General features: G+C 61.5%; 22 protein-coding genes. 14 read left to right on the top strand and 8 right to left on the bottom strand.

Going from position 1 to position 22,523, the window contains the following annotated elements; translation table 11 throughout:
• Positions 1 to 48: 48 nt before the first annotated feature.
• Positions 49 to 831: a Cof-type HAD-IIB family hydrolase gene (locus FLQ03_RS16540; protein ID WP_144372685.1), complete on the bottom strand. Its 783-nt coding sequence runs from the start codon at positions 829 to 831 to the stop codon at positions 49 to 51.
• Positions 832 to 985: 154 nt separating this feature from the next.
• Between FLQ03_RS16540 and FLQ03_RS16535 the strand changes: the two genes are divergently transcribed.
• Complete coding sequence (locus FLQ03_RS16535) at positions 986 to 1,765, top strand: DeoR/GlpR family DNA-binding transcription regulator (RefSeq protein WP_144372684.1); 780 nt, start codon at positions 986 to 988, stop codon at positions 1,763 to 1,765.
• A 73-nt stretch (positions 1,766 to 1,838) separates the two neighbouring features.
• On the opposite strand, the gene rimO is transcribed toward FLQ03_RS16535, so the two are convergent.
• Together rimO and phaR are read right to left on the bottom strand one after the other, a co-directional pair.
• On the bottom strand, positions 1,839 to 3,158 hold the full coding sequence (gene rimO, locus FLQ03_RS16530; protein ID WP_144372683.1) for a 30S ribosomal protein S12 methylthiotransferase RimO: 1,320 nt from the start codon (positions 3,156 to 3,158) through the stop codon (positions 1,839 to 1,841).
• 102 nt (positions 3,159 to 3,260) lie between these two features.
• On the bottom strand, positions 3,261 to 3,833 hold the full coding sequence (phaR, locus tag FLQ03_RS16525) for a polyhydroxyalkanoate synthesis repressor PhaR (RefSeq protein ID WP_144372682.1): 573 nt from the start codon (positions 3,831 to 3,833) through the stop codon (positions 3,261 to 3,263).
• Between the two features lie 214 nt (positions 3,834 to 4,047).
• Between phaR and FLQ03_RS16520 the strand changes: the two genes are divergently transcribed.
• A complete protein-coding gene (locus FLQ03_RS16520; protein ID WP_144372681.1) occupies positions 4,048 to 4,596 on the top strand; it encodes a phasin family protein in 549 nt (182 codons plus the stop codon).
• A gap of 134 nt (positions 4,597 to 4,730) precedes the next feature.
• A complete protein-coding gene (locus FLQ03_RS16515) occupies positions 4,731 to 5,858 on the top strand; it encodes a M14 family metallopeptidase (RefSeq protein ID WP_144372680.1) in 1,128 nt (375 codons plus the stop codon).
• Between the two features lie 65 nt (positions 5,859 to 5,923).
• On the opposite strand, the gene FLQ03_RS16510 is transcribed toward FLQ03_RS16515, so the two are convergent.
• The 3 genes from FLQ03_RS16510 to ygfZ all read right to left on the bottom strand — a co-directional run bounded on the left by FLQ03_RS16510 (position 5,924) and on the right by ygfZ (position 9,144).
• Positions 5,924 to 7,597, bottom strand: a complete 1,674-nt coding sequence (locus tag FLQ03_RS16510; protein WP_144372679.1) for a hypothetical protein — start codon at positions 7,595 to 7,597, stop codon at positions 5,924 to 5,926.
• A 133-nt stretch (positions 7,598 to 7,730) separates the two neighbouring features.
• Positions 7,731 to 8,060: an H-NS histone family protein gene (locus FLQ03_RS16505; RefSeq protein ID WP_144372678.1), complete on the bottom strand. Its 330-nt coding sequence runs from the start codon at positions 8,058 to 8,060 to the stop codon at positions 7,731 to 7,733.
• A 94-nt stretch (positions 8,061 to 8,154) separates the two neighbouring features.
• A complete protein-coding gene (gene ygfZ / locus FLQ03_RS16500) occupies positions 8,155 to 9,144 on the bottom strand; it encodes a CAF17-like 4Fe-4S cluster assembly/insertion protein YgfZ (protein WP_144372677.1) in 990 nt (329 codons plus the stop codon).
• An 87-nt stretch (positions 9,145 to 9,231) separates the two neighbouring features.
• Between ygfZ and FLQ03_RS16495 the strand changes: the two genes are divergently transcribed.
• Entirely contained in the window at positions 9,232 to 10,083 is an 852-nt protein-coding gene (locus tag FLQ03_RS16495) for a DMT family transporter (protein ID WP_144372676.1), read from the top strand.
• Between the two features lie 76 nt (positions 10,084 to 10,159).
• Here FLQ03_RS16495 and FLQ03_RS16490 read toward each other — a convergent pair whose 3' ends face one another.
• Both FLQ03_RS16490 and FLQ03_RS16485 read right to left on the bottom strand, forming a co-directional pair.
• A complete protein-coding gene (locus FLQ03_RS16490; RefSeq protein ID WP_144372675.1) occupies positions 10,160 to 10,603 on the bottom strand; it encodes a hypothetical protein in 444 nt (147 codons plus the stop codon).
• A gap of 22 nt (positions 10,604 to 10,625) precedes the next feature.
• On the bottom strand, positions 10,626 to 11,507 hold the full coding sequence (locus tag FLQ03_RS16485) for a LysR family transcriptional regulator (protein WP_144372674.1): 882 nt from the start codon (positions 11,505 to 11,507) through the stop codon (positions 10,626 to 10,628).
• A 324-nt stretch (positions 11,508 to 11,831) separates the two neighbouring features.
• Between FLQ03_RS16485 and FLQ03_RS16480 the strand changes: the two genes are divergently transcribed.
• The 10 genes from FLQ03_RS16480 (at position 11,832) to nth (ending at position 22,459) form a co-directional block, all read left to right on the top strand.
• Entirely contained in the window at positions 11,832 to 12,140 is a 309-nt protein-coding gene (locus FLQ03_RS16480) for a DUF485 domain-containing protein (protein WP_144372673.1), read from the top strand.
• Positions 12,137 to 13,822, top strand: a complete 1,686-nt coding sequence (locus tag FLQ03_RS16475; RefSeq protein ID WP_144372672.1) for a cation acetate symporter — start codon at positions 12,137 to 12,139, stop codon at positions 13,820 to 13,822. Before FLQ03_RS16480 ends, FLQ03_RS16475 begins: the two co-directional genes overlap by 4 nt.
• Positions 13,823 to 13,892: 70 nt before the next feature.
• Positions 13,893 to 15,860: an acetate--CoA ligase gene (gene acs / locus FLQ03_RS16470; protein ID WP_144372671.1), complete on the top strand. Its 1,968-nt coding sequence runs from the start codon at positions 13,893 to 13,895 to the stop codon at positions 15,858 to 15,860.
• A 252-nt stretch (positions 15,861 to 16,112) separates the two neighbouring features.
• Positions 16,113 to 16,694, top strand: coding sequence for an electron transport complex subunit RsxA (gene rsxA, locus FLQ03_RS16465; RefSeq protein ID WP_144372670.1), 582 nt, complete (start codon positions 16,113 to 16,115; stop codon positions 16,692 to 16,694).
• Positions 16,691 to 17,254, top strand: a complete 564-nt coding sequence (gene rsxB, locus FLQ03_RS16460; protein ID WP_144372669.1) for an electron transport complex subunit RsxB — start codon at positions 16,691 to 16,693, stop codon at positions 17,252 to 17,254. Before rsxA ends, rsxB begins: the two co-directional genes overlap by 4 nt.
• Entirely contained in the window at positions 17,251 to 19,494 is a 2,244-nt protein-coding gene (rsxC, locus tag FLQ03_RS16455; RefSeq protein WP_144372668.1) for an electron transport complex subunit RsxC, read from the top strand. The genes rsxB and rsxC overlap by 4 nt, the downstream gene beginning before the upstream one ends.
• A complete protein-coding gene (locus FLQ03_RS16450) occupies positions 19,491 to 20,516 on the top strand; it encodes an RnfABCDGE type electron transport complex subunit D (RefSeq protein ID WP_144372667.1) in 1,026 nt (341 codons plus the stop codon). The genes rsxC and FLQ03_RS16450 overlap by 4 nt, the downstream gene beginning before the upstream one ends.
• On the top strand, positions 20,509 to 21,129 hold the full coding sequence (gene rsxG, locus FLQ03_RS16445) for an electron transport complex subunit RsxG (protein ID WP_144372666.1): 621 nt from the start codon (positions 20,509 to 20,511) through the stop codon (positions 21,127 to 21,129). Before FLQ03_RS16450 ends, rsxG begins: the two co-directional genes overlap by 8 nt.
• Positions 21,126 to 21,830 (top strand): electron transport complex subunit E, encoded by a 705-nt coding sequence (locus FLQ03_RS16440; RefSeq protein ID WP_144372665.1) that lies wholly within the window; start codon positions 21,126 to 21,128, stop codon positions 21,828 to 21,830. The genes rsxG and FLQ03_RS16440 overlap by 4 nt, the downstream gene beginning before the upstream one ends.
• Positions 21,827 to 22,459, top strand: coding sequence for an endonuclease III (gene nth, locus FLQ03_RS16435; protein WP_144372664.1), 633 nt, complete (start codon positions 21,827 to 21,829; stop codon positions 22,457 to 22,459). The genes FLQ03_RS16440 and nth overlap by 4 nt, the downstream gene beginning before the upstream one ends.
• Positions 22,460 to 22,523 lie beyond the last annotated feature (64 nt).

The raw sequence follows: 22,523 nt of genomic DNA, 5'->3' as shown, positions 1-22,523 counted from the left end.
GTCAGCCACGTCACAGCGCGGCGTGCGGCCAACCTTGGATAGCCTGCATCAAAACCAGCGCGCCAATGCCTGCGCCACCGCCGCGTCGCGGTGATCGCCGATCACCGGCGCCTGTGGCACCCGTTGCCGCAGCGCCGCACTGGCGTTGGCCATCACGTGCGGGTGGCCCACCAGTGCCAGCATCTCGGCATCGTTCAGCGCATCGCCAAAAGCCGCGCAATCGGCCGGGTCGATATCCAGCTGCTGCAACACACCCAGCAAGGCACTGCCCTTGCTAACACCCGGCGCCATCACTTCCAGATAGCAGTCCTGCGAATAGGTCAGCGCCAGCTGCCCCTCGAAGCGGTACAGGATATCGGCCTCGATGCGCGCCAGCAGCGCCGGTTCGCCGCAATACACGATCTTGGCCACGTCACGGCCGTGGTAGTCGGCCAGGCTGTCCTGCTGCTCCGCCGCCTGCGCGTACCAGTCCAGACCGCCGCCGTGATAGCGGCAGGCCAGCCGGCGATCATCGAGGTACAAAGCCATCTCGGCGCCCATCACCAGCTCGGGCTGCACCAGCTTTTGTACCAGCGCCGGCGCTAGGTTGGCCGCAGCAAACAGGCTGCCATCCGGCGCGTGCACCCGTGCACCGTTGGCACTCAGCACCCAGGCCGGCACGCCCAACTGTTGCAGCAACGCTTGCACGAACGGGTAATGGCGGCCGGTGGCCACCATCACCTGGCAGCCGGCGGCGGCAGCACGGCGCAGGGCGTCCATATTGGCCGGCAGCGGTTGCGAGTCCGCCCCCAGGAAAGTGCCATCCAGATCGGTAATCACGGCGCGTAGCATCACAGGCTCCCATCGAATAATCTGGCATCATTGTGCACAATCATGCACAAACAGGCAAGCAATCTGGCGTTCAATCCCGCAACATTCGGCAAAACATTGACCTAGGCTTGCCGAATGTTGCACGATGTCGTTTTGCCACGCCCGATTGCCCGCCATGACTCAACCCGCTACCGGCCTGCCCAGCGACCGCCAGACCTACATCCGCCAGCGCCTGCAGCAGGATGGCCGCGTGGTCGCTGCCGAACTGGCGCAAACGCTGGGCGTATCGGAAGACTCCATCCGCCGCGACCTGCGCGAGCTGGCCAGCAGCGGCGTCTGCCAGCGCGTGTACGGCGGCGCCATCGCCATGACGCCGAATACCGGCAACTTCAGCCAGCGCAGCCACGAGAACATCGCGCGCAAGGCCAGGTTGGCCGCCGCCGCGGTGCAGTTGCTGCGCCCCGGGCAATTCGTGTTTCTGGATTCCGGCACCACCAACCTGGAAATTGCCCGCGCCATCCCCGACGGCCTGCCGCTGACCATCGCCACCAATGCCATCCCCATCGCTGCTGCGCTGCTGGGGCGCAGCGCGCTGGAGGTGTTGGTGGTGGGCGGCCGTATGGACCATCGCATCGGCGGCACCATGGGTAGCAGTGCAATGCTGGAAATCCAGACGCTGCGACCGGACATCTGCTTTCTGGGCACCTGCTCGCTGGATATCGAACTGGGCGTCGGCACCACGCTGTCGGAAGAAGCCGCACTAAAACGCGAGCTGGTACGCCACAGCAGCCAAGTGGTGCTGTGCGTCACCAATGAAAAGCTGGATACCGCCAGCCCGTTTTCGGTGGCCGCCATGGCCGATATCGGCCAACTGGTATTGGAAGCAGACGCCGAACCGCACAAGCTGCAGCGGCTGCGTGATTGCGGCGTACCGGTGCTGCTGGCCAAGGCCTGAGCCCGCCACAACGCAGGCATGAAAAAACGGCGCCGGGGAACCGGGCGCCGTTTTTACCGAGTTGCCAGTGCGCTTACACGCGCTCGCCCCACAGGTCGTGCTCGCTGGCATCGACGATCTCTACCTGCACGAAGTCGCCTACGTTCAGATCGTCGGCGTCCTCGATAAACACCAGGCCGTCGATTTCCGGCGCATCCGCGTAGCTGCGGCAGATGGCAGTACCCTCTTCGTCAATCTCGTCCACCAGCACGGTCAGTGTGCGGCCAACCCGTGCCGCCAGACGGGCGGCAGAAATTTCCGCCTGTACCGCCATGAAGCGCTCCTTGCGGGCTTCCTTCACGTCTTCCGGCACCGGGTCGGCCAGTTCGTTGGCTGCTGCGCCCTCTACCGGCGAATAGGTGAAACAGCCGACGCGATCCAGCTGCGCTTCCTGGATGAAAGCCAGCAGTTCTTCGAAGTCTTCTTCGGTTTCGCCGGGGAAGCCGACGATAAAGGTGGAGCGGATCACCAGGTCCGGGCAGATTTCGCGCCACTTCTTGATGCGACCCAGCACGTTTTCGCTATTGGCCGGGCGCTTCATCAGCTTCAGGATCTTCTGGCTGGCGTGCTGAAACGGGATATCCAAGTACGGCAGGATCTTGCCTTCGGCCATCAGCGGGATGATGTCGTCCACGCTCGGGTACGGGTACACGTAGTGCAGTCGCACCCAGATGCCGTGCTTGCCCAGCTCTTCGCACAGCTCCAGCAGACGGGTCTTGATCGGGCGGCCGTTGTAGAAGCCCAGCTTGTACTTTTGGTCCACGCCGTAGGCCGACGTATCTTGCGAGATGATCAGCAGCTCTTTCACGCCGGCCTTGGCCAGGTTGGCCGCTTCGGCCAGCACGCTGTCGATCGGGCGGCTATCGAGGTCGCCACGCATGGACGGGATGATGCAGAAGGTGCAACGGTGGTTACAGCCTTCGGAAATCTTGACGTAAGCGTAGTGCTTGGGCGTCAGACGCACACCGATATCCGGCACCAGGTCGACGAACGGGTCGTGCGGCTTGGGCAGATGGGTATGCACGTGGGTCATCACTTCGTCAGTGGCGTGCGGACCGGTAATGGCCAGTACCGACGGGTGCGCTTCTTTCACCACGTCGCCTTTGGCCCCCAGACAGCCGGTAACAATGACCTTGCCGTTTTCATTGAGCGCTTCGCCGATGGCATCCAGCGATTCCTGTACTGCCGCATCAATAAAACCACAGGTGTTGACCACCACCAGGTCGGCACCGTCGTAGGTACCAGAAATCTCATAGCCTTCCGCGCGCAGGCGGGTCAGGATCTGCTCGGAATCCGACGCCGCCTTCGGACAGCCCAGACTCACAAACCCTACTTTCGGTGCAACATGCGACATGTAAACGTCAACCCTGTAGTTCGATAAAGACAGAAAGCCGGACGCTGTGTTGATCAGCGCCCGGCTAGATGGCTGGATTATAAGAAAAAACGGCGAAGAAAACTACTTCTTGCCCGGCTCTTCCTTATCGTCCCGCGCCGGCGGGTAGGCGGGGAAACCGAAGCCGCTAAACATGGTACGCGCCTGCTCCTGCATGCGGTTTTGCATGTCCAGAAACATATTGGTGCTCTGGTCCAGATAGCTGGACATCATGTTCTGCATGGCCGGGCCCTGGAAGTTGAGGAAATCCCCCCACAGCTTGCTGCTGAGCATGGGGTTGTCGCCGTACATGGCCTTGGTTTGTTCCTGCATGCGCTGCTGCAACTGTACGAAGATTTGCAGGTTTTTCTCGAGGAAGGGGCCCATCATGCCCTGCATGGCCTGGCCGTAGAAGCGGATGAACTGAGTCAGCACTTCATAGCTGAACATCGGGGAGCCGCCGCTTTCCTCTTCCAGGATGATCTGCAGCAGCACGCCGCGGGTAATGTCTTCGTGGCTTTTGGCATCCAGCACCTGGATGTCGACATTATCAAGCACCAGCTGCTTTACATCACCCAGCGTGATGTAGGAACTGGTGGCGGTATCGTACAGACGACGGTTCGGGTACTTCTTGATCACCCGCTTTTCTACGCTCATGAAACACTCTCCCAGCTTATCTGTTTTGTTGTGTGCCGCCACATTACCATAAATGCAACAGCCTAGAGCAAAACTCCTAGTCACACATCTGCGACCAAGCTAACATTCGCTCATCATTGTGCATCGCACAAAAACGCTGCATCAGACAGCGATCAAACAATGCTGCTGTGCCCATCCATGCAATCTACATCTATTGTGTTACGAGGATACCAGTATGACTACTTCTAACGAACAATTCGCCAAACTGTCCGCAAACGGCCTGGAAGCCGCTTTCCGCGTTGCACAAATCACACTGGATAGCGCCGAGCGCTTTGCCAAGCTGAGCCTGGAACTGTCCAAGCAGACGCTGGAAGAAAACGTCAAGCTGGCCCGCGAACTGAGCGAAGTGAAAGACCCGCAAGAAGCACTGAGCCGCGTCAACAAACTGACCGCCCAAGGCCTGGAGCAAGCGGTTGCCAACAGCCGCAACGTGTACGACATCGTGTCGCAAACCCAGAGCGAGCTGGGCAAGGTAGCCGAGACCAACTTCAGCGACCTGAACAAGCTGCTGATCAGCAACGTGGAAAGCCTGGGTAAAAACGCCCCGGCTGGCTCCGAAGCTGCCATCAATGCATTCAAATCCGGTCTGGCCGCCTCTGCCGCTGCGTTCAGCACCCTGAGCAAGACCGGCCAGCAAGTCGCCGAGTTCGCCGACAGCAGCGTGAAAGCCGCCACCAGCGCCACTGCCGATGCCGTGAAAGCTGCAGCCAAGCGCACTGCTTGATCGACAGCATCGTCTGACAAAGCCCACATCCCCGCCACTGCGCGGGGATGTTTCTTTTGTGGCGCAAGCGTGGCCGCATGCCCCGTCAGGGGGTACAATGCGCGCATTACGCTAGAAACCGGAATAAAAGCAGCATGAAAATCAGCAGCAACTTCGACGCAGGCAGCATCGACGTAGTCGCCCTTAACGGCTTTGACGACATCCAGTTGCGGATCCGTCCCGACAATGCCTCGGACTTTGCCCAATGGTTTTACTTCCGCTTGCAAGGCGCCGCCTACGAAACCTGCCGCATCCGTTTCCTGGACATCGACAAGACTGCCTACCCCAAGAGCTGGGATGGTTACCAGGCCGTCGCCTCCTACGATCGCGTCAACTGGTTCCGTGTGCCCACCTATCTGGACGGCAACGAGCTGGTGATTGAGCACGCGCCACTGGCCGGCAGCATTTACTACGCCTACTTCGAGCCCTATTCGCACGAGCAGCATCTGAACCTGATCGGTATGGCGCAAAGCTCCGGCCTGTGCCAGGTCAGCGATCTGGGCGCAACCGTACAGCAGCGGGACATCAACCTGCTGACCATCGGCCACGAAGTGGAGTCCGACCTCAAGATCTGGATTACCGCGCGCCAACACCCGGGTGAAACGATGGCCGAATGGTTCGTCGAAGGCTTCCTGACCCGCCTGCTGGACGCACAGGACCCCACCTCGCGCGCCCTGCTCGACCGCGCTACCTTCTATGTGGTGCCCAATATGAACCCGGACGGCTCGGTACTGGGCAACCTGCGCACCAACGCCGCCGGCGCCAACCTGAACCGCGAATGGCTGAACCCCAGCCTGGAAACCAGCCCGGAGGTTTACCACGTCCGCAACAAGATGCTGGAAACCGGCGTTGACTTGTTCCTTGATATTCACGGCGACGAAACCATTCCCTACATCTTTGTCGCCGGCACCGAAGGTGTCCCCACTTACAGCCCGCGTATCGCAGCACTTGAAGAAAGCTTCAAGCAGCAGCTGAAGGTGGCGTCACCCGACTTCCAGGACGAACACGGCTACGACCGTGACGAACCGGGTGCGGCCAACCTGTCTATGGCCACCGCCTGGGTAGGCAACCAGTTCCAGTGCCTGGCCTACACACTGGAAATGCCGTTCAAGGACAACGACAACCTGCCGGATGATGACACCGGCTGGAACGGCCAACGCAGCTTGCGCCTGGGCGAGGCCACGCTCAGTGCTATCTACGGCGTGCTGAAGGATTTGCGCTAAGCCACACCACTGTACCCAAGAAAAAAGCCGCTCGACGCGGCTTTTTTTGTTGGGCGGCAATCGCATCAGGACAAGGTCTTGATCAGCTCCACCTCCACCTGACACCACTCGGTAGCACGCTCTACGACGCGGCCAAGGCTGATCAGGAACATCTTGCCGCGCGCCACCATATGGAACTGCTTGCCCATGGCGTAGCTTCCGGTAGAGATCAACAAAGTATTCAGTTTCTTGCCGTCCTTGAGCAAGGGCACAAACAGGGCAATCTCGCCCTGGTTCCACACCATCTCCGAGGGCATGGACGGGTCTACCGGGCGACCTTCTTCCTGACGCAAGGCCGCCGCCACCGGGCGACTGGTCAGAATCTGCACCCCCAGGTAGATGCGATCCTGACCCGGGCGTTGCAAACGGCGTACTACACCCAGCGACCACTCGTCTGCGCCACGGTCTCGAAAACCGAGCAAGGTCCCCAGTGCAACCCACTCATTGCCTTGCGCAGGCAGATTCAGGCCCAGACCGGTTTCACTCTTGTTGTCCACATCCCAGAACGGAAACTGCTCCTTGACCTGAATGGCCGCAACCGTCTGACGCTCGCGGCGTCTACTGGTAACAAAACCGTAAATGCGAACCTCTTCTGCCGCGTCGAACCCCTCTTCCACCCCGCTGGCGCGCCGGGTTTCATCACGCACCTTTTCTTCCAGCTCGCGTACCAGCTTGTGCAACACCGGCAAACGCTGTGCCACCTCCACCTGCAGGCTTTGCACGCGCACACGCTCTGCTCGCTCGAAACGGTACGGTTTGACCGCCCACTCTCTGCAAAGATAGCGCAACAGGCCTGCATCCACCCCGGCAGTCATGATGGGCTTCAGCTCGCCGGGCACCCCTCCCGACTCGAATACCGACGCCCAAAGGGTTAACTGATCAACCAGCTCTGCCGTATGCCAAACGCGGATCATGCCCTTGGGCAACACATCCCGCACCCGCGCCGGCGGCTGACCAGCAGACAGATTGACCAGAAAACTGGCATCGCCCAAATAATCCTGCCCCAGCGTCATGGTATTGGACGTTCGCAGGGTGAGTTGATAGGCAAAGCGGATCTGCCGAATGCTGAGGTTGCCACTCGTCAGCATGGAGACCATCAGCAGCGACAGGTACAGATCGTGAATGGTGGTACTGGGCCAGTCCGGAAACAGCTGCACCGGCGCCGCATCGATGTGATGCTGTTCGGCATAGGCAAACAGCTGGTTCACGTTGCGCCAGAAAATTTCGTCGGGCTGAAAGTGGCGGTAGTACTGCCACAAGGCAAACTCGCTGAGGTAATGCATCATGCGCGCAATCACCAGCGGTAGCATCATGCGCAAGGCCACCGCAGCGTGATCGTCGGGATCAAAACTCATGAACCGCTGGTACGCCGCCAGTATCTGTCGCCCGTAGCCCAGAATCTGCGCCCGCAGCTGGGCTTCCAGTGCTTTCGGCATGCGGGTATTCAGCAGGTACTGCTCGCACAACTGCTGGTGGTGCTGACTCAGCAGACGGTCCAGTTCCAGCACGGCCTCTAGCGATTCCGGGCTGTAGTTTTCGCTCTGGGCATTGAATTGCATCAGTAACTCGGTAGCCTTGTCGTGCGCCACCGTTCCCGTTTCTCGAGAAACCGGCGCGTACCAATCACTGATCAGCTTGACCGAATCCAGCGGATGGGCGGCTTTCTTGCTGCCGAAAGAGAAAAAATCGAGCTTGACCATATTATGCGGATGCCTGGTGACAAACCTGTCCGACAACGTAAGTACAATACGCGCAGTATACGCGAGCAGATCACACTCCAAAAACAAAACGCCATGCAAAACTGCATGGCGTCGGTATTGCGTGACAAAAAGCTTACTTGATCAACAGATCTTCCAGCGCTTTGCCTTCGTCCAGCCAGGAAACCACCCACAGCGGCTTACGGCCACGACCGGTCCAGGACAAGCTGGCATCGGCCGGATGACGGTACTTGGCTTCAACCGGCTTGCGGGTGGCAGCAGCTGCGGTACCGATTTTGGCAGACTTGCTGGCCAGATCTTCGATATCCAGACCATGGGTGCGAATCAGCTCCAGCACTTGCTTGGCAGCCTTGGCTTTTTCTTCGCTCTCGCGACGACGGATTTCAGCCTCTACATCATTACGCAATTGCAGCAGGTCGGAAAAATCGAAAGTAGACAGATCCATTGATGACTCCCCAAATTAAATTAACTACTAGATGACAAAATAAAACAGCAGCCACGCTACAGTCAAGATTATATTGCAGAGAAAGTCAATAAAATCAAACAGCATCCTGCTTCATATAAGGCAGATCGAGCTGTTCAATATCGGCCTGCGGCCAATCTTGCAACTTTGCCTGATCTTCCCACGCAGCGCTCTGAATCACGAGCAATACCTCGAACGCATTGGCGGCAATACGGCAAGCCAGTACGACACGTCCGATAACCTGATCACCGGTTTGAGCAGCAATAAGCGCAGCACCTTCGACCACGGCTTCCACATTGCGGATACGGGCACGATACATCCGCCGCTTCACCTTGCCCAGATATTGTGTGCGGGCCACAATTTCCTGACCGGGATAACATCCCTTCTTGAAACTGATGCCACCGATCAATTCCAGATTCAGCATTTGGGGCACAAACTCTTCATAGGTCGCTTGCGACACCCACCCCAAACCGGCACGAATGAAAACCAGGTCAGCCGCTTCACTGCCCACCGCCTGCATGTCGGCATCGATTTGCGGCAGGGCATCGCCACTGGACAATACCAGCGCCACACCCATGCCAGTATCCGCCTTCAGGCCTTGTTCGCTTGTCGCAAGCAGGCAGGCCTTACCGGTGACTGGCGCTTGCATTAACCAGGCTTGCATCGCAGCTGAAACATTTTCGATTTTCACCTTGGCGCGCAGCACAAACATACTCAGGCGGCGACGGAATGTTTCAGCAATATCTTTGCGCACCAACAGGAAATAAACCTGCGCCGTCGCCATCAGCACAAAGCTGGCCTGCATACGGCCTTTGGCAGTAGAGTAACTGCCCAGTGTCACGCCATTTCCCGCCAGCGTGGCAACATCACACGAAAACTGTCCTTGCAGGAAAGCAGTGGCATCCTCACCACTAATTGCCAGTACCGCGAAGCGCGTCAATGGCGAATAGGCCCGCCCTGCCGATACAGCCTGCAATTGGCTGTCGAATTCAGGCAGCTGCAAGTCATCACGCTCGTTCAGTGTGGCATTATGGGATGCCAGCCAGCTACTCAAAGCCTGTTCCATGCTTTTCCTTCCAATTCCATAACAATATTGATATTACATCCCGGGCGATTCAGAATACCCCGGCACACAACAATAGAAATCCTGAGAATGTCTTTCACACCCTCCCGACGCATTCCACCACTGGCCTATGCCTTGCTGGCCATTTTACTGTGGTCTTCGCTAGCGACATTAGGCACCTACACCCAGCGACTGCCCCCCTTTCTGGTTACGGCCATTGCACTAAGCATCGGTGCAATGCTTGGCCTGCGGGATATGCGTCACTGGCGCGTGCCGCTACCGACCTTGCTGGTAGGCGTCGGCGGCATCTTCGGCTACCACTGCCTGCTGTTCACCGCTTTCCGCACCGCACCGGCGCTAGAGGCCAACCTGCTGAACTATCTGTGGCCGCTGCTGATCGTGTTGCTCAGCCCGTTATTCCGACTGGGTTCCTTGCGCTGGCAGCATATCATGGCCTCGGTACTGGGCTTTACCGGCGCCGCCCTGATCGTGACCAAAGGCAGTATCACCCTGCCGCAAGCACTGCCGGTCGGCTACCTGTTTGCCATTGCCGCTGCTTTCACCTGGGCGTGCTACAGCCTGCAGACCCGTCGCTTGCCGCCATTCCACAATGCCGCAGTCGGCGGTTTCTGCCTGCTGTCAGCCATGCTGGCAGGGCTGTGTCACTGGCTGTTCGAGCCTGCCATCCTGCCAATGGGATCGGAATGGGCCGCCTTGCTGGCAATGGGTATCGGGCCGCTTGGGCTGTCGTTCTTTTTCTGGAACATCGCCATGAAAGAGGCGGACCCACGCCAAGTCGGCGCCTTGTCGTACCTGACGCCACTACTTTCCACACTGATGCTGGCCATCAGTGGCCTGGGCAGCATGAGCAGCAGCAGCTGGATGGCCGCAGCACTGATCCTTAGTGGCGCCATCGTAGGCAGCCTGGCAGGCCGAAAATGACAATGCACGCCGTACCAGTGGCAAGGCGTGCATTCTAGACCGGGCGCCGGATAAGAAACACCGGGCATCAACAGGGTTATTTCAAGCTGCGGCGATACACCCGCTGTGCACCGCGAACGGCATTCAGCGGTGCGGTAGAAAACTGCGTTGATGCAAAGTGGTGAATCTGGCGCGATGCGCGACTGGCAATCATGCAGCCGGACAAGCCTGCATCAAGCGGTAGCAAACAGGAGCTCAGCGATCTGGGCGTTCTGCCAAGATACTGTTGCCACTCTTTCTGCTGTTTGCCAACCCAGCGCTCCCCTAGCACCTGTAGCTCGTGATGCAGGTCTGCCGAGACCTGCAACATGGCAGCGCCTGACTGCAGGGTGCCCTCCAGTTGCTGACCAAGCTGCTTCGGACAGAATGGCGCGGCGGATGCCTGCGGATAGAAATGCCGCAGGTAATCTGCCTGGGCCGCCATCCATCGCTGCTGCGCCCGCTGACATACGTCCAGGTACTGCTGCCACACCTTGTCCATGAACACTCCCGCGTGGATCACTTCAAGTGAGCTGCCAGATGTTCGACAGCTCTTCCATCAACACCGCCAGCAGCGGATCTGCGGCCTTGTCGGCAGCAAAGACAAACTGCAGCTCTGCCGACTTCACGATGCCAGGCACCACCTCCAGCAGGCCTTGCCCTGCTGCTTGCAGCGCTTCCTGCTCACGGATCAGCGACAAACCCACTCCGGCTTTCACCAGCTCGATAGCCGTGAACAGGTTATCGCACTCGGAGATTTTCTTAGGAGAAATATTCAGCTCCCGCCACAGCTCGCTGACGATTTTGGACAAACTGGAGAACTGAGAGATACCCACCCAGGGCAAACGCCCCAACTCCTTGGGGTTGGCCGCATTGATACGCGCGAGCCAACCATTCGGCGCCACGATACGTAGCGACAGACTATCCAGCAGCAAGGTATGCACGTTGGCGTAGGGGTTTTTCCCCAGGTAAAAGCCACCGTCCAGTTCTTTCTTGCGCACCGCGTTCAACACATCGCCGGTGACACCCTGGTGCAGGCATACCTCCAGCAAAGGATAGCGCTCGCTGATGCGGGCTACCAGCGGGCCGACGCGCAACATATCCGGCGTCAGCGTAATGCCCAGTTGCACCTTGCCGCTAAGCTGGCCCTTCAGGGCACGCGCATGATTCAGCAGCTGTCTTGCCGCAGCCAGAATGTCCTGCGCTTGAGGCAACAGTTCCTGCCCCGCCAGCGTCAACACCACACCACCCGCCGTACGTTCGAACAGCGGCATGCCCACTTCTTCTTCGATAGCCTTGATCTGCGCCGTCACCGCCGGCTGCGATAGATGCAAGACTTCAGCGGCCTGCGTCAGGTGGCCCTGCTGCGCCACCGTCACAAAGGTCCTCAGCTGATAGATTTCCATCCCTGTACTGCCCTCTGCTCTGTATTGCGCACCCGCCGGGGCGGGCGTGTCGGGTTCGATATATGGGGCACCATTCTGTACAAGGCCTTTCGCAGCGACAAGGGCAATGCGACAAAAAACTGCATCATGTTCGCTTATGTCATGCATCAATAAAGCAAATGCTCGACTGCAAGCCTTTGTTATTTATCAATATTTTTCGCGCACTTTGGCAAACCTTATTTGCCACATCAGAAAAAACGATTGGCTGGCACTTGCACCAAAGTCGTAATGTCCCCTCAGCGATTACTGTTTTCCGGCAGTTCGCGACAAACAAAGGAGGAAACAATGAACGAGGACATCCTGAAACGGGTGCAAGCCAATCCGAAGTTCGCAGAACTGGTCCACAAGAGAACCAGCCTCGGATGGCTACTCAGCATCGTCATGCTGGCAATTTACTACGGGTTCATCCTGATTCTCGCCTTCGCACCTGCCAGCCTGGGTGCATCGCTGTTTGGTGGCGTGACCACGGTGGGCATCCCCATCGGCATTTTCATCATCGTGTCGGCTTTCGTACTGACCGGTGTGTATGTCCGCAAGGCCAACACCGAGTTCGACCAGCTGAACCAGCAGATTGTAGAGGAGGCGAAACAATGAAAAGCTGGATGAAAACCGCTGCACTCGCCACCCTGTGCGCACTGCCGGCCCTGGCCATGGCAGCCGGCGCCATTGATGGCGACGTGAAAAAGCAGGCCACCAACTGGACGGCCATCATCATGTTCCTGCTGTTCGTGTCGGGCACGCTGTACATCACGTACTGGGCTGCCCGCCGCACACAATCCGCTTCCGACTTCTACACCGGTGGCGGTGGCATTACCGGCTTCCAGAACGGCTTGGCCATCGCGGGCGACTACATGTCTGCCGCCTCCTTCCTGGGTATCTCCGCCATGGTGTACGAGAAAGGCTACGACGGCCTGATCTACTCCATGGGCTTCCTGGTCGGCTGGCCGGTGATCCTGTTCCTGGTAGCCGAACGCCTGCGCAACCTCGGCAAGTTCACCTTTGCCGACGTCGCCTCCTACCGCCTGCAACAAACTCCGGTGCGTACCTTTGCCGCAACCGGCACGCTGGTGGTGGTAGCCCTGTACCTGATCGCGCAGATGGTTGGTGCCGGCAAGCTGATCCAGCTGCTGTTCGGTCTGGACTACAGCACGGCTGTCATTCTGGTGGGCGTGCTGATGGTGATGTACGTGATGTTCGGCGGCATGCTGGCCACCACCTGGGTACAGATCATCAAGGCCGTCATCCTGCTGTCCGGCGCATCGTTCATGGCCTTCATGGTAATGGCTTCGGTCGGCTTCAGCCCGGAAGTGCTGTTCCAGAAAGCCGTGGAAGTACACGCCAAGGGCGCTGCCATCATGGAACCGTCCAAAGCCGACCCGATCGACTCCATCTCGCTGGGCCTGGCCCTGATGTTCGGTACTGCTGGCCTGCCGCACATCCTGATGCGTTTCTTCACCGTGAGTGACGCCAAAGAAGCCCGCAAATCGGTGTTCTACGCTACCGGCTTCATCGGTTACTTCTACATCCTGACCTTCATCATCGGCTTCGGCGCCATCGTGCTGGTACTGAACCAGCCGGCCTTCATGGAAACCATCATGAAAGACGGCAAGGAAGTGACCCAGCTGCTGGGCGGCAACAACATGGCAGCCATCCACCTGTCGCACGCAGTGGGCGGTGACCTGTTCTACGGCTTCATCTCGGCCGTGGCCTTTGCCACCATCCTGGCAGTCGTAGCCGGCCTGACGCTGTCTGGCGCCTCTGCCGTATCGCACGACTTGTACGCTTCCGTGATCAAGAAAGGCAAAGCCAACGAAGCCGATGAAATGCGCGTTTCCAAGATGACCACCCTGGCGCTGGGCGTGATCGCCATCGTGCTGGGCCTGGTGTTCGAGAAACAGAACATCGCCTTCATGGTGGGCCTTGCCTTCTCCATCGCGGCTTCGGCCAACTTCCCGGTACTGTTCCTGTCCATGTTCTGGAAAGGTCTGACCACCCGCGGCGCCGTCATCGGTGGTGCCATCGGTCTGGTGTCGGCAGTAGTGATGATCATCCTGGGGCCGGCAGTATGGGTAGACGTGATGGGCCACGCCAAAGGCTCCGCCCCGTTCCCGTACAAAAACCCGGCCATCTTCTCGATGACCCTGGCCTTCTTCTTCACCTGGTTGTTCTCCGTGCTGGATACCTCCAAGGCAGCGGAAGAAGAAAAAGCCAAGTTTGATGCCCAGTTTGTTCGCTCCATGACCGGTATCGGTGCCTCCGGCGCGTCCAAACACTAAGCCCTACCCGTAGCACTGGCCGCACCGTTCGCGGTGCGGCCAACCAAGAAGAGATAATTAAGGAGCCACTATGTCTACCCTCGAATCGATCCTGAAGGAAACCCGCAGCTTTGCACCCAGCGAAGACTTCCGCCGCAAGGCCACCGTATCCGGCATGGATGCCTACAACGCGCTGTGCGAGCAGGCCGACGATCACTACCTGTCCTTCTGGGGGGACCTGGCGCGCGAACTGATTACCTGGAAAAAGCCGTTCTCCCGCGTGCTGGACGACAGCAACGCCCCGTTCTTCAAATGGTTTGACGACGGCGTGCTCAACGTGTCCTACAACTGCCTGGACCGTCACCTGGCCGTCAACGCCAACAAGATTGCGCTGATTTTTGAAGCTGACGACGGTGAAGTTACCCGCGTCACCTACTCCGAACTGCATCGCCGTGTGTGCCAGTTTGCCAATGGCCTGAAGAGCCAGGGCATTGCCAAGGGCGACCGCGTGGTGATCTACATGCCGATGGTGATCGAAGCCATCGTCGCCATGCAGGCTTGCGCCCGTATCGGCGCCATCCACTCGGTGGTCTTCGGCGGCTTCTCCGCCGGCGCCGTGCGTGACCGCATCCAGGATGCCGGCGCCAAAGCCGTCATCACCGCCAACGAAGGCCTGCGCGGCGGCAAGACCGTACCGCTGAAAGCCACCGTGGACGAAGCGCTGGCCATGGAAGGCTGCGAAAGCATCCAGTCTGTCATCGTGTACCAGCGCACCAATGGTGGCGCCAACTGGACCGAAGGCCGCGACGTGTGGTGGCACAAACTGATCGAAGGCCAAGCCGAGTACTGCGAACCGGAATGGATGAACGCCGAAGACCCGCTGTTCATCCTGTACACCTCCGGCTCCACCGGCAAACCGAAAGGCATCCAGCACAGCAGCGCCGGCTACCTGCTGGGCGCCATCAACAGCTTCCGCTGGGCCTTCGACTACAAACCGAATGACGTGTACTGGTGCACCGCCGACGTAGGCTGGATTACCGGTCACTCCTACATCTGCTACGGCCCGCTGGCCAACGGCGCCACCCAGGTGGTGTTCGAAGGCGTACCGACCTACCCGGATGCCAGCCGCTTCTGGCGCATGATCGAGCAGCACAAGGTGTCGATTTTCTACACCGCCCCCACTGCCATCCGTTCGCTGATCAAGCTGGGTGCCGACCTGCCCAAGCAGTTCGACCTGTCCAGCCTGCGTATCCTGGGCACCGTAGGCGAGCCGATCAACCCGGAAGCCTGGATGTGGTACTACGAAGTGGTAGGCGGCGGCCGTTGCCCGATCGTCGACACCTGGTGGCAGACCGAAACCGGCTCCGCCATGATCGCCCCGCTGCCGGGCGCGGTACCCACCAAGCCGGGCTCTTGCACCCTGCCGCTGCCGGGCATCATCGCCGATATCGTTGATGAATCCGGCGCCCAGGTAGAACCGGGCCGCGGTGGTTTCCTGGTGATCAAGAAGCCGTTCCCGTCGCTGGTACGTACCATCTGGAACGACCCGGAACGCTTCAAGAAAACCTACTTCCCGGACGAATTCAACGGCCAGTACTACCTGGCGGGCGACTCGGCCAACCGCGACGAAAACGGCTACTTCTGGATCATGGGCCGTATCGATGACGTGCTGAACGTGTCCGGCCACCGTCTGGGCACCATGGAAATCGAGTCAGCACTGGTGGCCAACCCGCTGGTGGCCGAGGCGGCCGTAGTGGGCAAACCGCACGACATCAAAGGCGAAGCCGTGGTGGCCTTCGTGGTACTGAAAGGCCCGCGCCCGCAGGGCGAAGAAGCCAAGAAAGTGGCTGCCGAGCTGAAGAGCTGGGTAGCGCACGAAATCGGCAAGATCGCGCAACCGGACGACATCCGCTTCGGCGAGAACCTGCCGAAGACCCGCTCCGGCAAGATCATGCGCCGTCTGCTGCGCTCCATCGCCAAAGGTGAAGAGATCAGCCAGGACACCTCCACCCTGGAAAACCCGCAAATCCTGTCGCAACTGCAGGAAGCCGCGGTGTGATGTACCTGGCCAGCCCGCCACGGCGGGTTGGCCACCCCTTGTTTTTTTGATGTTCCTTGCAGAAGTACTGTTTTACCCTCCTTGGCCGCGCGCGTGCTGCAATCACCGCGCGGCATTTTTCTTTTCGGCCCGGCAGACAGCGCACGCAGGGCCTATGCCAGCACACCTTGCGGCCAACCCTGCGGCAATGAAGGTTGAAGCGGTACCGGTGAACTAGGATAATCCCGCCATTAACGCCACCCCTCCCCCGCAATGGACCTCGGACATTATCTGCTCATCCTGGTCAGCACCGTGCTCGTCAACAACGTGGTGCTGGTCCGGATACTGGGCCTTTGCCCCTTCATGGGCGTTTCCAAAAAGCTGGAAGCCGCCATCGGCATGGGCGCCGCCACCACCTTTGTGCTGACGCTGGCTGCCGGCAGCAGCCATCTGGTGAACCAGCTGCTGATCGCGGCCAACCTGGAATTCCTGCGTACACTGTCGTTCATCGTCATCATCGCCGGCATCGTGCAGTTCACCGAGATGGTGATCCACAAAACCAGCCCGGTGCTGTACCAGGTGCTGGGCATCTACCTGCCACTGATCACCACCAACTGCGCGGTACTGGGCATTCCGCTGCTCAACGCCCAGCTGCAGCACAGCTTTGCCGAATCGCTGGTATTCGGCTTTGGCAGCGCGCTGGGCTTTACCCTGATCCTGATCCTGTTTGGCGCCATGCGTGAGCGCCTGGAAGGTGCCGACATCCCGGCGCCGTTCCAGGGCAACGCCATCGCGCTGCTTACTGCCGCGCTGATGAGCCTGGCCTTCATGGGCTTCGGAGGCCTGACACGATGACAACCCTGCTTTACGCGCTGCTGGTGATGGTGGCGCTGGCGCTGCTATTGGGCGCCATCCTCGGCTACGCGTCGGTACGCTTCAAGGTGGACGCCGACCCGCTGGTCGACAAAATCGACGACATCCTGCCGCAGACCCAGTGCGGCCAGTGCGGCCACCCGGGCTGTCGCCCCTACGCCGAGGCCATTGCCAGCGGCGAGGAAGACATCAACAAATGCCCGCCGGGCGGCGAAGACGGCATCCGCAAGCTGGCCGAGCTGCTGGGCGTAGACTTCAAACCGTTCGACGCCGGCGCCGCGCAGCCCAAACCGAAAGCGGTGGCGCTGATAGACGAAGCCACCTGTATCGGCTGTACGCTTTGCATCCAGGCCTGTCCGGTGGATGCCATTCTGGGTTCTGCCAAGCAGATGCACACCGTCATCGCCAGCGAATGCACCGGCTGCGAGCTGTGCCTGGCGCCCTGTCCGGTGGACTGCATCCGCATGATTCCGCACGGCACCGACCTCACCAACTGGAAATGGCGCTACCCCACCATTCCGATCAAGGCGGTGAAGCCATGAGCCGGCTGTACGACTTCCACGGCGGTATCCACCCGCCGCAGCACAAAGACGCCGCCACCGGTAGCCCGATCCAGGCGCTGCCGTTGCCGCCGCTGCTGCACATCGCGCTGGCGCAAAGCGTGGGCAATGCCGCGCGGCCTACCGTGGCCGTGGGCCAGCGCGTGCGCAAGGGCGAAACCCTGGCCGAGCCGGATGGCCGCCTGTCGGCCGCCGTGCACGCGCCAACGTCGGGCACCATCATCGCCATCGGCCCGCACCCGTTTGCCCACCCCTCCGGCCTGCCGGTAGACACCCTCACCCTGCAGCCGGACGGGCTGGATGAATGGCTGCCGCGCCAGCCGCTGGACTGGCAGCAAACCGACGCCGCCACGCTGCGACAGCACCTGCAGGCCATGGGTGTGGTCGGCCTTGGTGGCGCGGTGTTCCCCACCCACCTGAAGTTGGCCGCAAGCCAGCTGGCCACGCTGGTGGTAAACGGCGCCGAGTGCGAGCCGTTCATCAGCTGCGACGACTTGCTGATGCGCGAGCGCGCCGCCGGCATTGTGGACGGCATCCGCATCGCCGCGCATGCGCTGCAAGCCGGCGAGGTGCTGATCGGCATCGAAGACAACAAGCCGCAAGCCATCGCCGCCATACAGGCCGCCTGCGCCGGCACCGCGTACCGCGTGGTGACCATCCCCACCAAATACCCCAGCGGCGGCGCCAAGCAGCTGATCCGCATCCTGACCGGCATCGAAGTGCCGCACGGCACACGCGCCACCGACCTGGGCGTGCAGTGCCTGAACGTAGGCACGCTGTACGCCATCGCCCGCGCCGTATTGCACGGCGAGCCGTTGCTCAGCCGCATCGTCACCGTTACCGGCGCCGTCACCCGTGCGGCCAACTACGAAGTGGCCATCGGCACGCCGCTGGCCTGGCTGCTGCAGCAGGCCGGCATCAGCGACCCGAACGCCGACGTGATCATGGGCGGCCCGATGATGGGCATCACCCTGCCCGACCTGGCCGCCGGCCTGCCCAAAGCCGGCAACTGCCTGATCGCCAAGAGCGCCGCGCTGTTCCCGCCGCGCCCGGCCGAGCAAGCCTGCATTCGCTGCGGCGACTGTGCCAGCGTGTGTCCGGCCGAGCTGCAACCGATGGACCTGTTCTGGTTTGCCAAATCGCGCCAGTTCGGCAAAGCGCAAGAACGCCACCTGTTCGACTGCATCGAATGCGGTGCCTGCAGCTATGTGTGCCCCAGCCAGATCCCGCTGGTGGACTACTACCGCTTTGCCAAGAGCGAGATCTGGGCCGCCGAGCGCGACAAGAAAAGCGCCACCCTGGCGCGCCAGCGTCACGAATTCCGCCAGTTCCGTATCGAACGCGACAAAACCGAAAAAGCCGAGCGCCTGGCTGCCCGCGCCGCCGAGCAAGCCATCAAGCTGGCAGCCAGCACCCCGGCCGCCCCCACGGTAGCGGCCACCCCTGGCACCGGCGACGATGCCAAGAAAGCGGCCATTGCCGCTGCGCTGGCGCGTGCCAGCGCCCAGAAAGCCGCCCAGCCGCTACCGGAAGCGCACACCAGCGCACTGGACGACAACAAGAAAGCTGCGATAGAAGCCGCGATGGCCCGTGCCGCCGCCCGCAAGGCTGCAGCCCAGGCCACGCAAGCGGATAACGCCACTGCGGCCAACCCCGACCACGCCGCCACCGCCCCGGCGCCGCAAACCGGCATCGACGACGCCAAGAAAGCCGCTATCGAAGCCGCGATGGCCCGCGCCGCTGCCCGCAAGGCCGCCGCCCAGGCGGCGCAAGCGGATAACACTGCTGCGGCCAACCCGGCTAGCCCAGCCACCGCGCCGACGCCGCAAACCGGTATCGACGACGCCAAGAAAGCCGCCATCGAAGCCGCGATGGCCCATGCTGCCGCCCGCAAGGCGGCCGCCCAGGCTGCACAAGCCGATAACACGGCTGCGGCCAACCCCGACAGCGCCGCCACCGCCCCGGCACAGCAAACCGGCATCGACGACGCCAAAAAAGCCGCCATCGAAGCCGCGATGGCCCGCGCTGCCGCCCGCAAGGCTGCTGCACAGGCAGCGCAAGCGGATAACACTACTGCGGCCAACCCCGACAGCCCGGCCACCGCCCCGGCGCCGCAAACCGGCATCGACGACGCCAAAAAAGCTGCCATCGAAGCCGCGATGGCCCGCGCTGCCGCCCGCAAGGCGGCGGCTGCCGAGGCCAAGAAAGACCCCGCACCATGAGCATTCACGCTACCCATATCGCCCGCCCCGTCACCGTGTCGCGGGTGATGCTGAAAGTACTGGCGGCGCTACTGCCCGGCATTGCCGTCTCCACCTATTGTTTTGGCCCCGGCGTGCTGGTGCAGCTGCTGCTGGCGACCGTTACCGCGCTGGCGGCAGAGGCCGCCGTGCTGCATCTGCGCCGCCGCCCGGTGGCACCGGCGCTGGCCGACTTGTCGGCGGTGGTGACTGCCTGGCTGCTGGCGCTGTCGATGCCGCCGCTGGGCGCCTGGTGGATGATCGTGCTGGCTACGCTGTTTGCCATCGTATTGGGCAAGCAGGCGTACGGCGGGCTGGGCAACAACCCGTTCAACCCGGCCATGGTCGGCTTTGCGGTGATGATCGTGTCGTTCCCGGCGCAGATGGCGGCCTGGGGCACACCGTTGGCGGCACTGGACGCCACGGCGCAGCTGCAGTGGATCTTCACCCACACGCTGCCCGCCGGCAGTAGCCTGGATGCCATCTCCAGCGCCACACCGCTCGACGTATTGAAAACCGGCTTGCTGCAGGGCGGGCAAACGGTTAGCCAGCTGCTGCAACAGCCGCGCTTCGGCCATTGGGGCAATGCTGGTGGCGAATGGGTGGCGCTGGCGTGGGCGCTGGGCGGCCTGTGGCTGTGGCAGCAGAAACTGATCCCGTGGCGCACGCCGTTGGCGATGCTGGCCGGCGTGCTGGCCGTCAGCCTGCCGCTGTGGCTGTGGCAGCCGGCACACTACGCCAGCCCGCTATTCCATCTGCTCAACGGCGCCACCCTGCTGGCGGCCGGCTTTATCGTTACTGACCCGGTCAGCGGGAGCACCACGCCGCTGGGCCGGCTGATCTTCGGCTTTCTGGTGGGCGTGCTGGTAGTGGTGATCCGTGTGTTCGGTGGCTTCCCCGACGCGGTGGCGTTTGCCGTGCTGATCATGAATATGGCGGTGCCCTTCATCGACCAAACCACCCAGCCGCGCGTGTTCGGCCGCAAAGGGGGCCGCCATGCGTAATGCAGCTGCCCAGGCACGCCGTAGTGCGCTGACGCTAGCCGCCTTTGCCGCCACGGCCACGCTATTGCTGGCCGGCACCTGGCTGGCCACCCACCAGCAAGTGGCCGCCAACGAAGCCGCCACCCGCGCCGCGCTGTTGGCGCAGGCTTTGCCGGCTGACAGTTTCGACAACAACCTGGCCACCAGCGCGGTAGCGCTGCCGGCGGCCATCGCACAGCAACTGGCACAGCGCGATGCGGCCAACGTCTACCTGGCCCGCCGTAACGGCCAGCTCAGCGGCGTGGTGGTGGAAGCCGCCGCCCCCAACGGCTACGGTGGCCGCATCGAGCTGCTGGTCGGCATCGCCCGTGACGGCACGGTGCAGGGCGTGCGCGTGGTCAGCCACCGCGAAACGCCGGGGTTGGGCGATTACATCGACTTGGCCGTCAGCCCGTGGGCGCGCCAGTTTGCCGGCAAGCCGGCCACCAGCCGCTGGGCGGTGAAAAAGGACGGCGGCGATACCGATTATGTGAGCGGCGCCACCATCTCCGCCCGCGCCGTCAGCGCTGCGGTGGCACGCTGCAGCGATTACTACCGCACGGCGCAAGCGCGCCTGCTGCAAGGACAACCATGAGTAACACCCCTTCTGTCTGGCAAGACATCAGCCGTAAGGGCCTGTGGCAACAGAACCCGGGCCTGGTGCAGCTGCTGGGCCTGTGCCCGGTGCTGGCCATCAGCAATAACATGGTCAACGCGCTGGCGCTGGGCCTGGCCACTACACTGGTGACGGCGCTGTCCAGCGCCACCGTATCCAGTGTGCGCCACTGGGTGCCACACGATATCCGCAACCCGGTGTTCATCATGATCATCGCCAGCCTGGTTACCTGCGTGGACCTGGCCATGAACGCCTGGCTGCACGAGCTGTATCTGGTGCTGGGCATCTTCATCCCGCTGATCACCACCAACTGCATCGTGATGGCACGCGCCGAGGCGTTTGCCTCGCGCCAGCCGGTACGCGAGGCGGCGTGGGACGGCGCCATGATGGGGCTGGGCCTCACCGGCGTGCTGGTGGCACTGGGCGCGCTGCGCGAGCTGCTGGGCAAGGGCACGCTGCTGGCCGGCGCCGACAAGCTGTTCGGCCCCATCGGCCAGCAGCTGACGCTGCACCTGGCCGGCCCGGATTACCAGTTTCTGCTGCTGATGCTGCCGCCGGGCGCCTTTCTTGGCCTGGCGCTGCTGATTGCCGGCAAGAACGTGCTGGACGCCCGTGCGCGCCAGCGTGCCGCCACCGCGACCCACCCTGCCCCCGACGCCGAAGCGAGCCCCGCGCCATGAACAAGCAGAAACGCCAGGAAATCTTTGCCCGCCTGCAGGCCCACAACCCGCACCCCACCACCGAGCTGGAGTACGCCACGCCGTTCCAGCTGCTGATCGCCGTGCTGCTGTCGGCGCAGGCCACCGACGTCGGCGTCAACAAGGCCACCCGCGTGCTATTCCAGGTAGCACCGACGCCGGACAAGATGTACGCGCTGGGCGTGGCCGGGCTGGAGGAATACATCAAGACCATCGGCCTGTACCGTACCAAGGCCAAGAACAGCATCGAAACCTGTCGCATCCTGCTGCAACAGCACGGTGGCGAGGTGCCGGAAGACCGCGAGGCGCTGGAAGCGCTGCCCGGGGTTGGCCGCAAAACCGCCAACGTGGTGCTGAATACCGCCTTTGGCCACCCCACCATCGCTGTAGACACCCACATCTTTCGTGTCAGCAACCGCACCCGGCTGGCGCCGGGCAAGGACGTGCGTGAAGTAGAGGACAAACTGTTACGTTTTGTGCCCGCCGAGTACAAACAGGACGCGCATCATTGGCTTATCCTGCACGGACGCTACGTCTGCAAGGCGCGCAAACCCGATTGCGAGCGCTGCGTGATTGCAGACCTCTGCGAATATCCGGCAAAACCGCTATGATGATCGCCTGCCGATTGATTTTTACTGTCGTCGCCCGCCGGGCGCGACCAACGCATTGAAAAGG

The organism is Vogesella urethralis (assembly GCF_007644045.2).
GTDB classification, from domain to species: Bacteria; Pseudomonadota; Gammaproteobacteria; order Burkholderiales; family Chromobacteriaceae; genus Vogesella; species Vogesella urethralis.
This window is presented reverse-complemented; position numbering and strand designations above follow the sequence as displayed.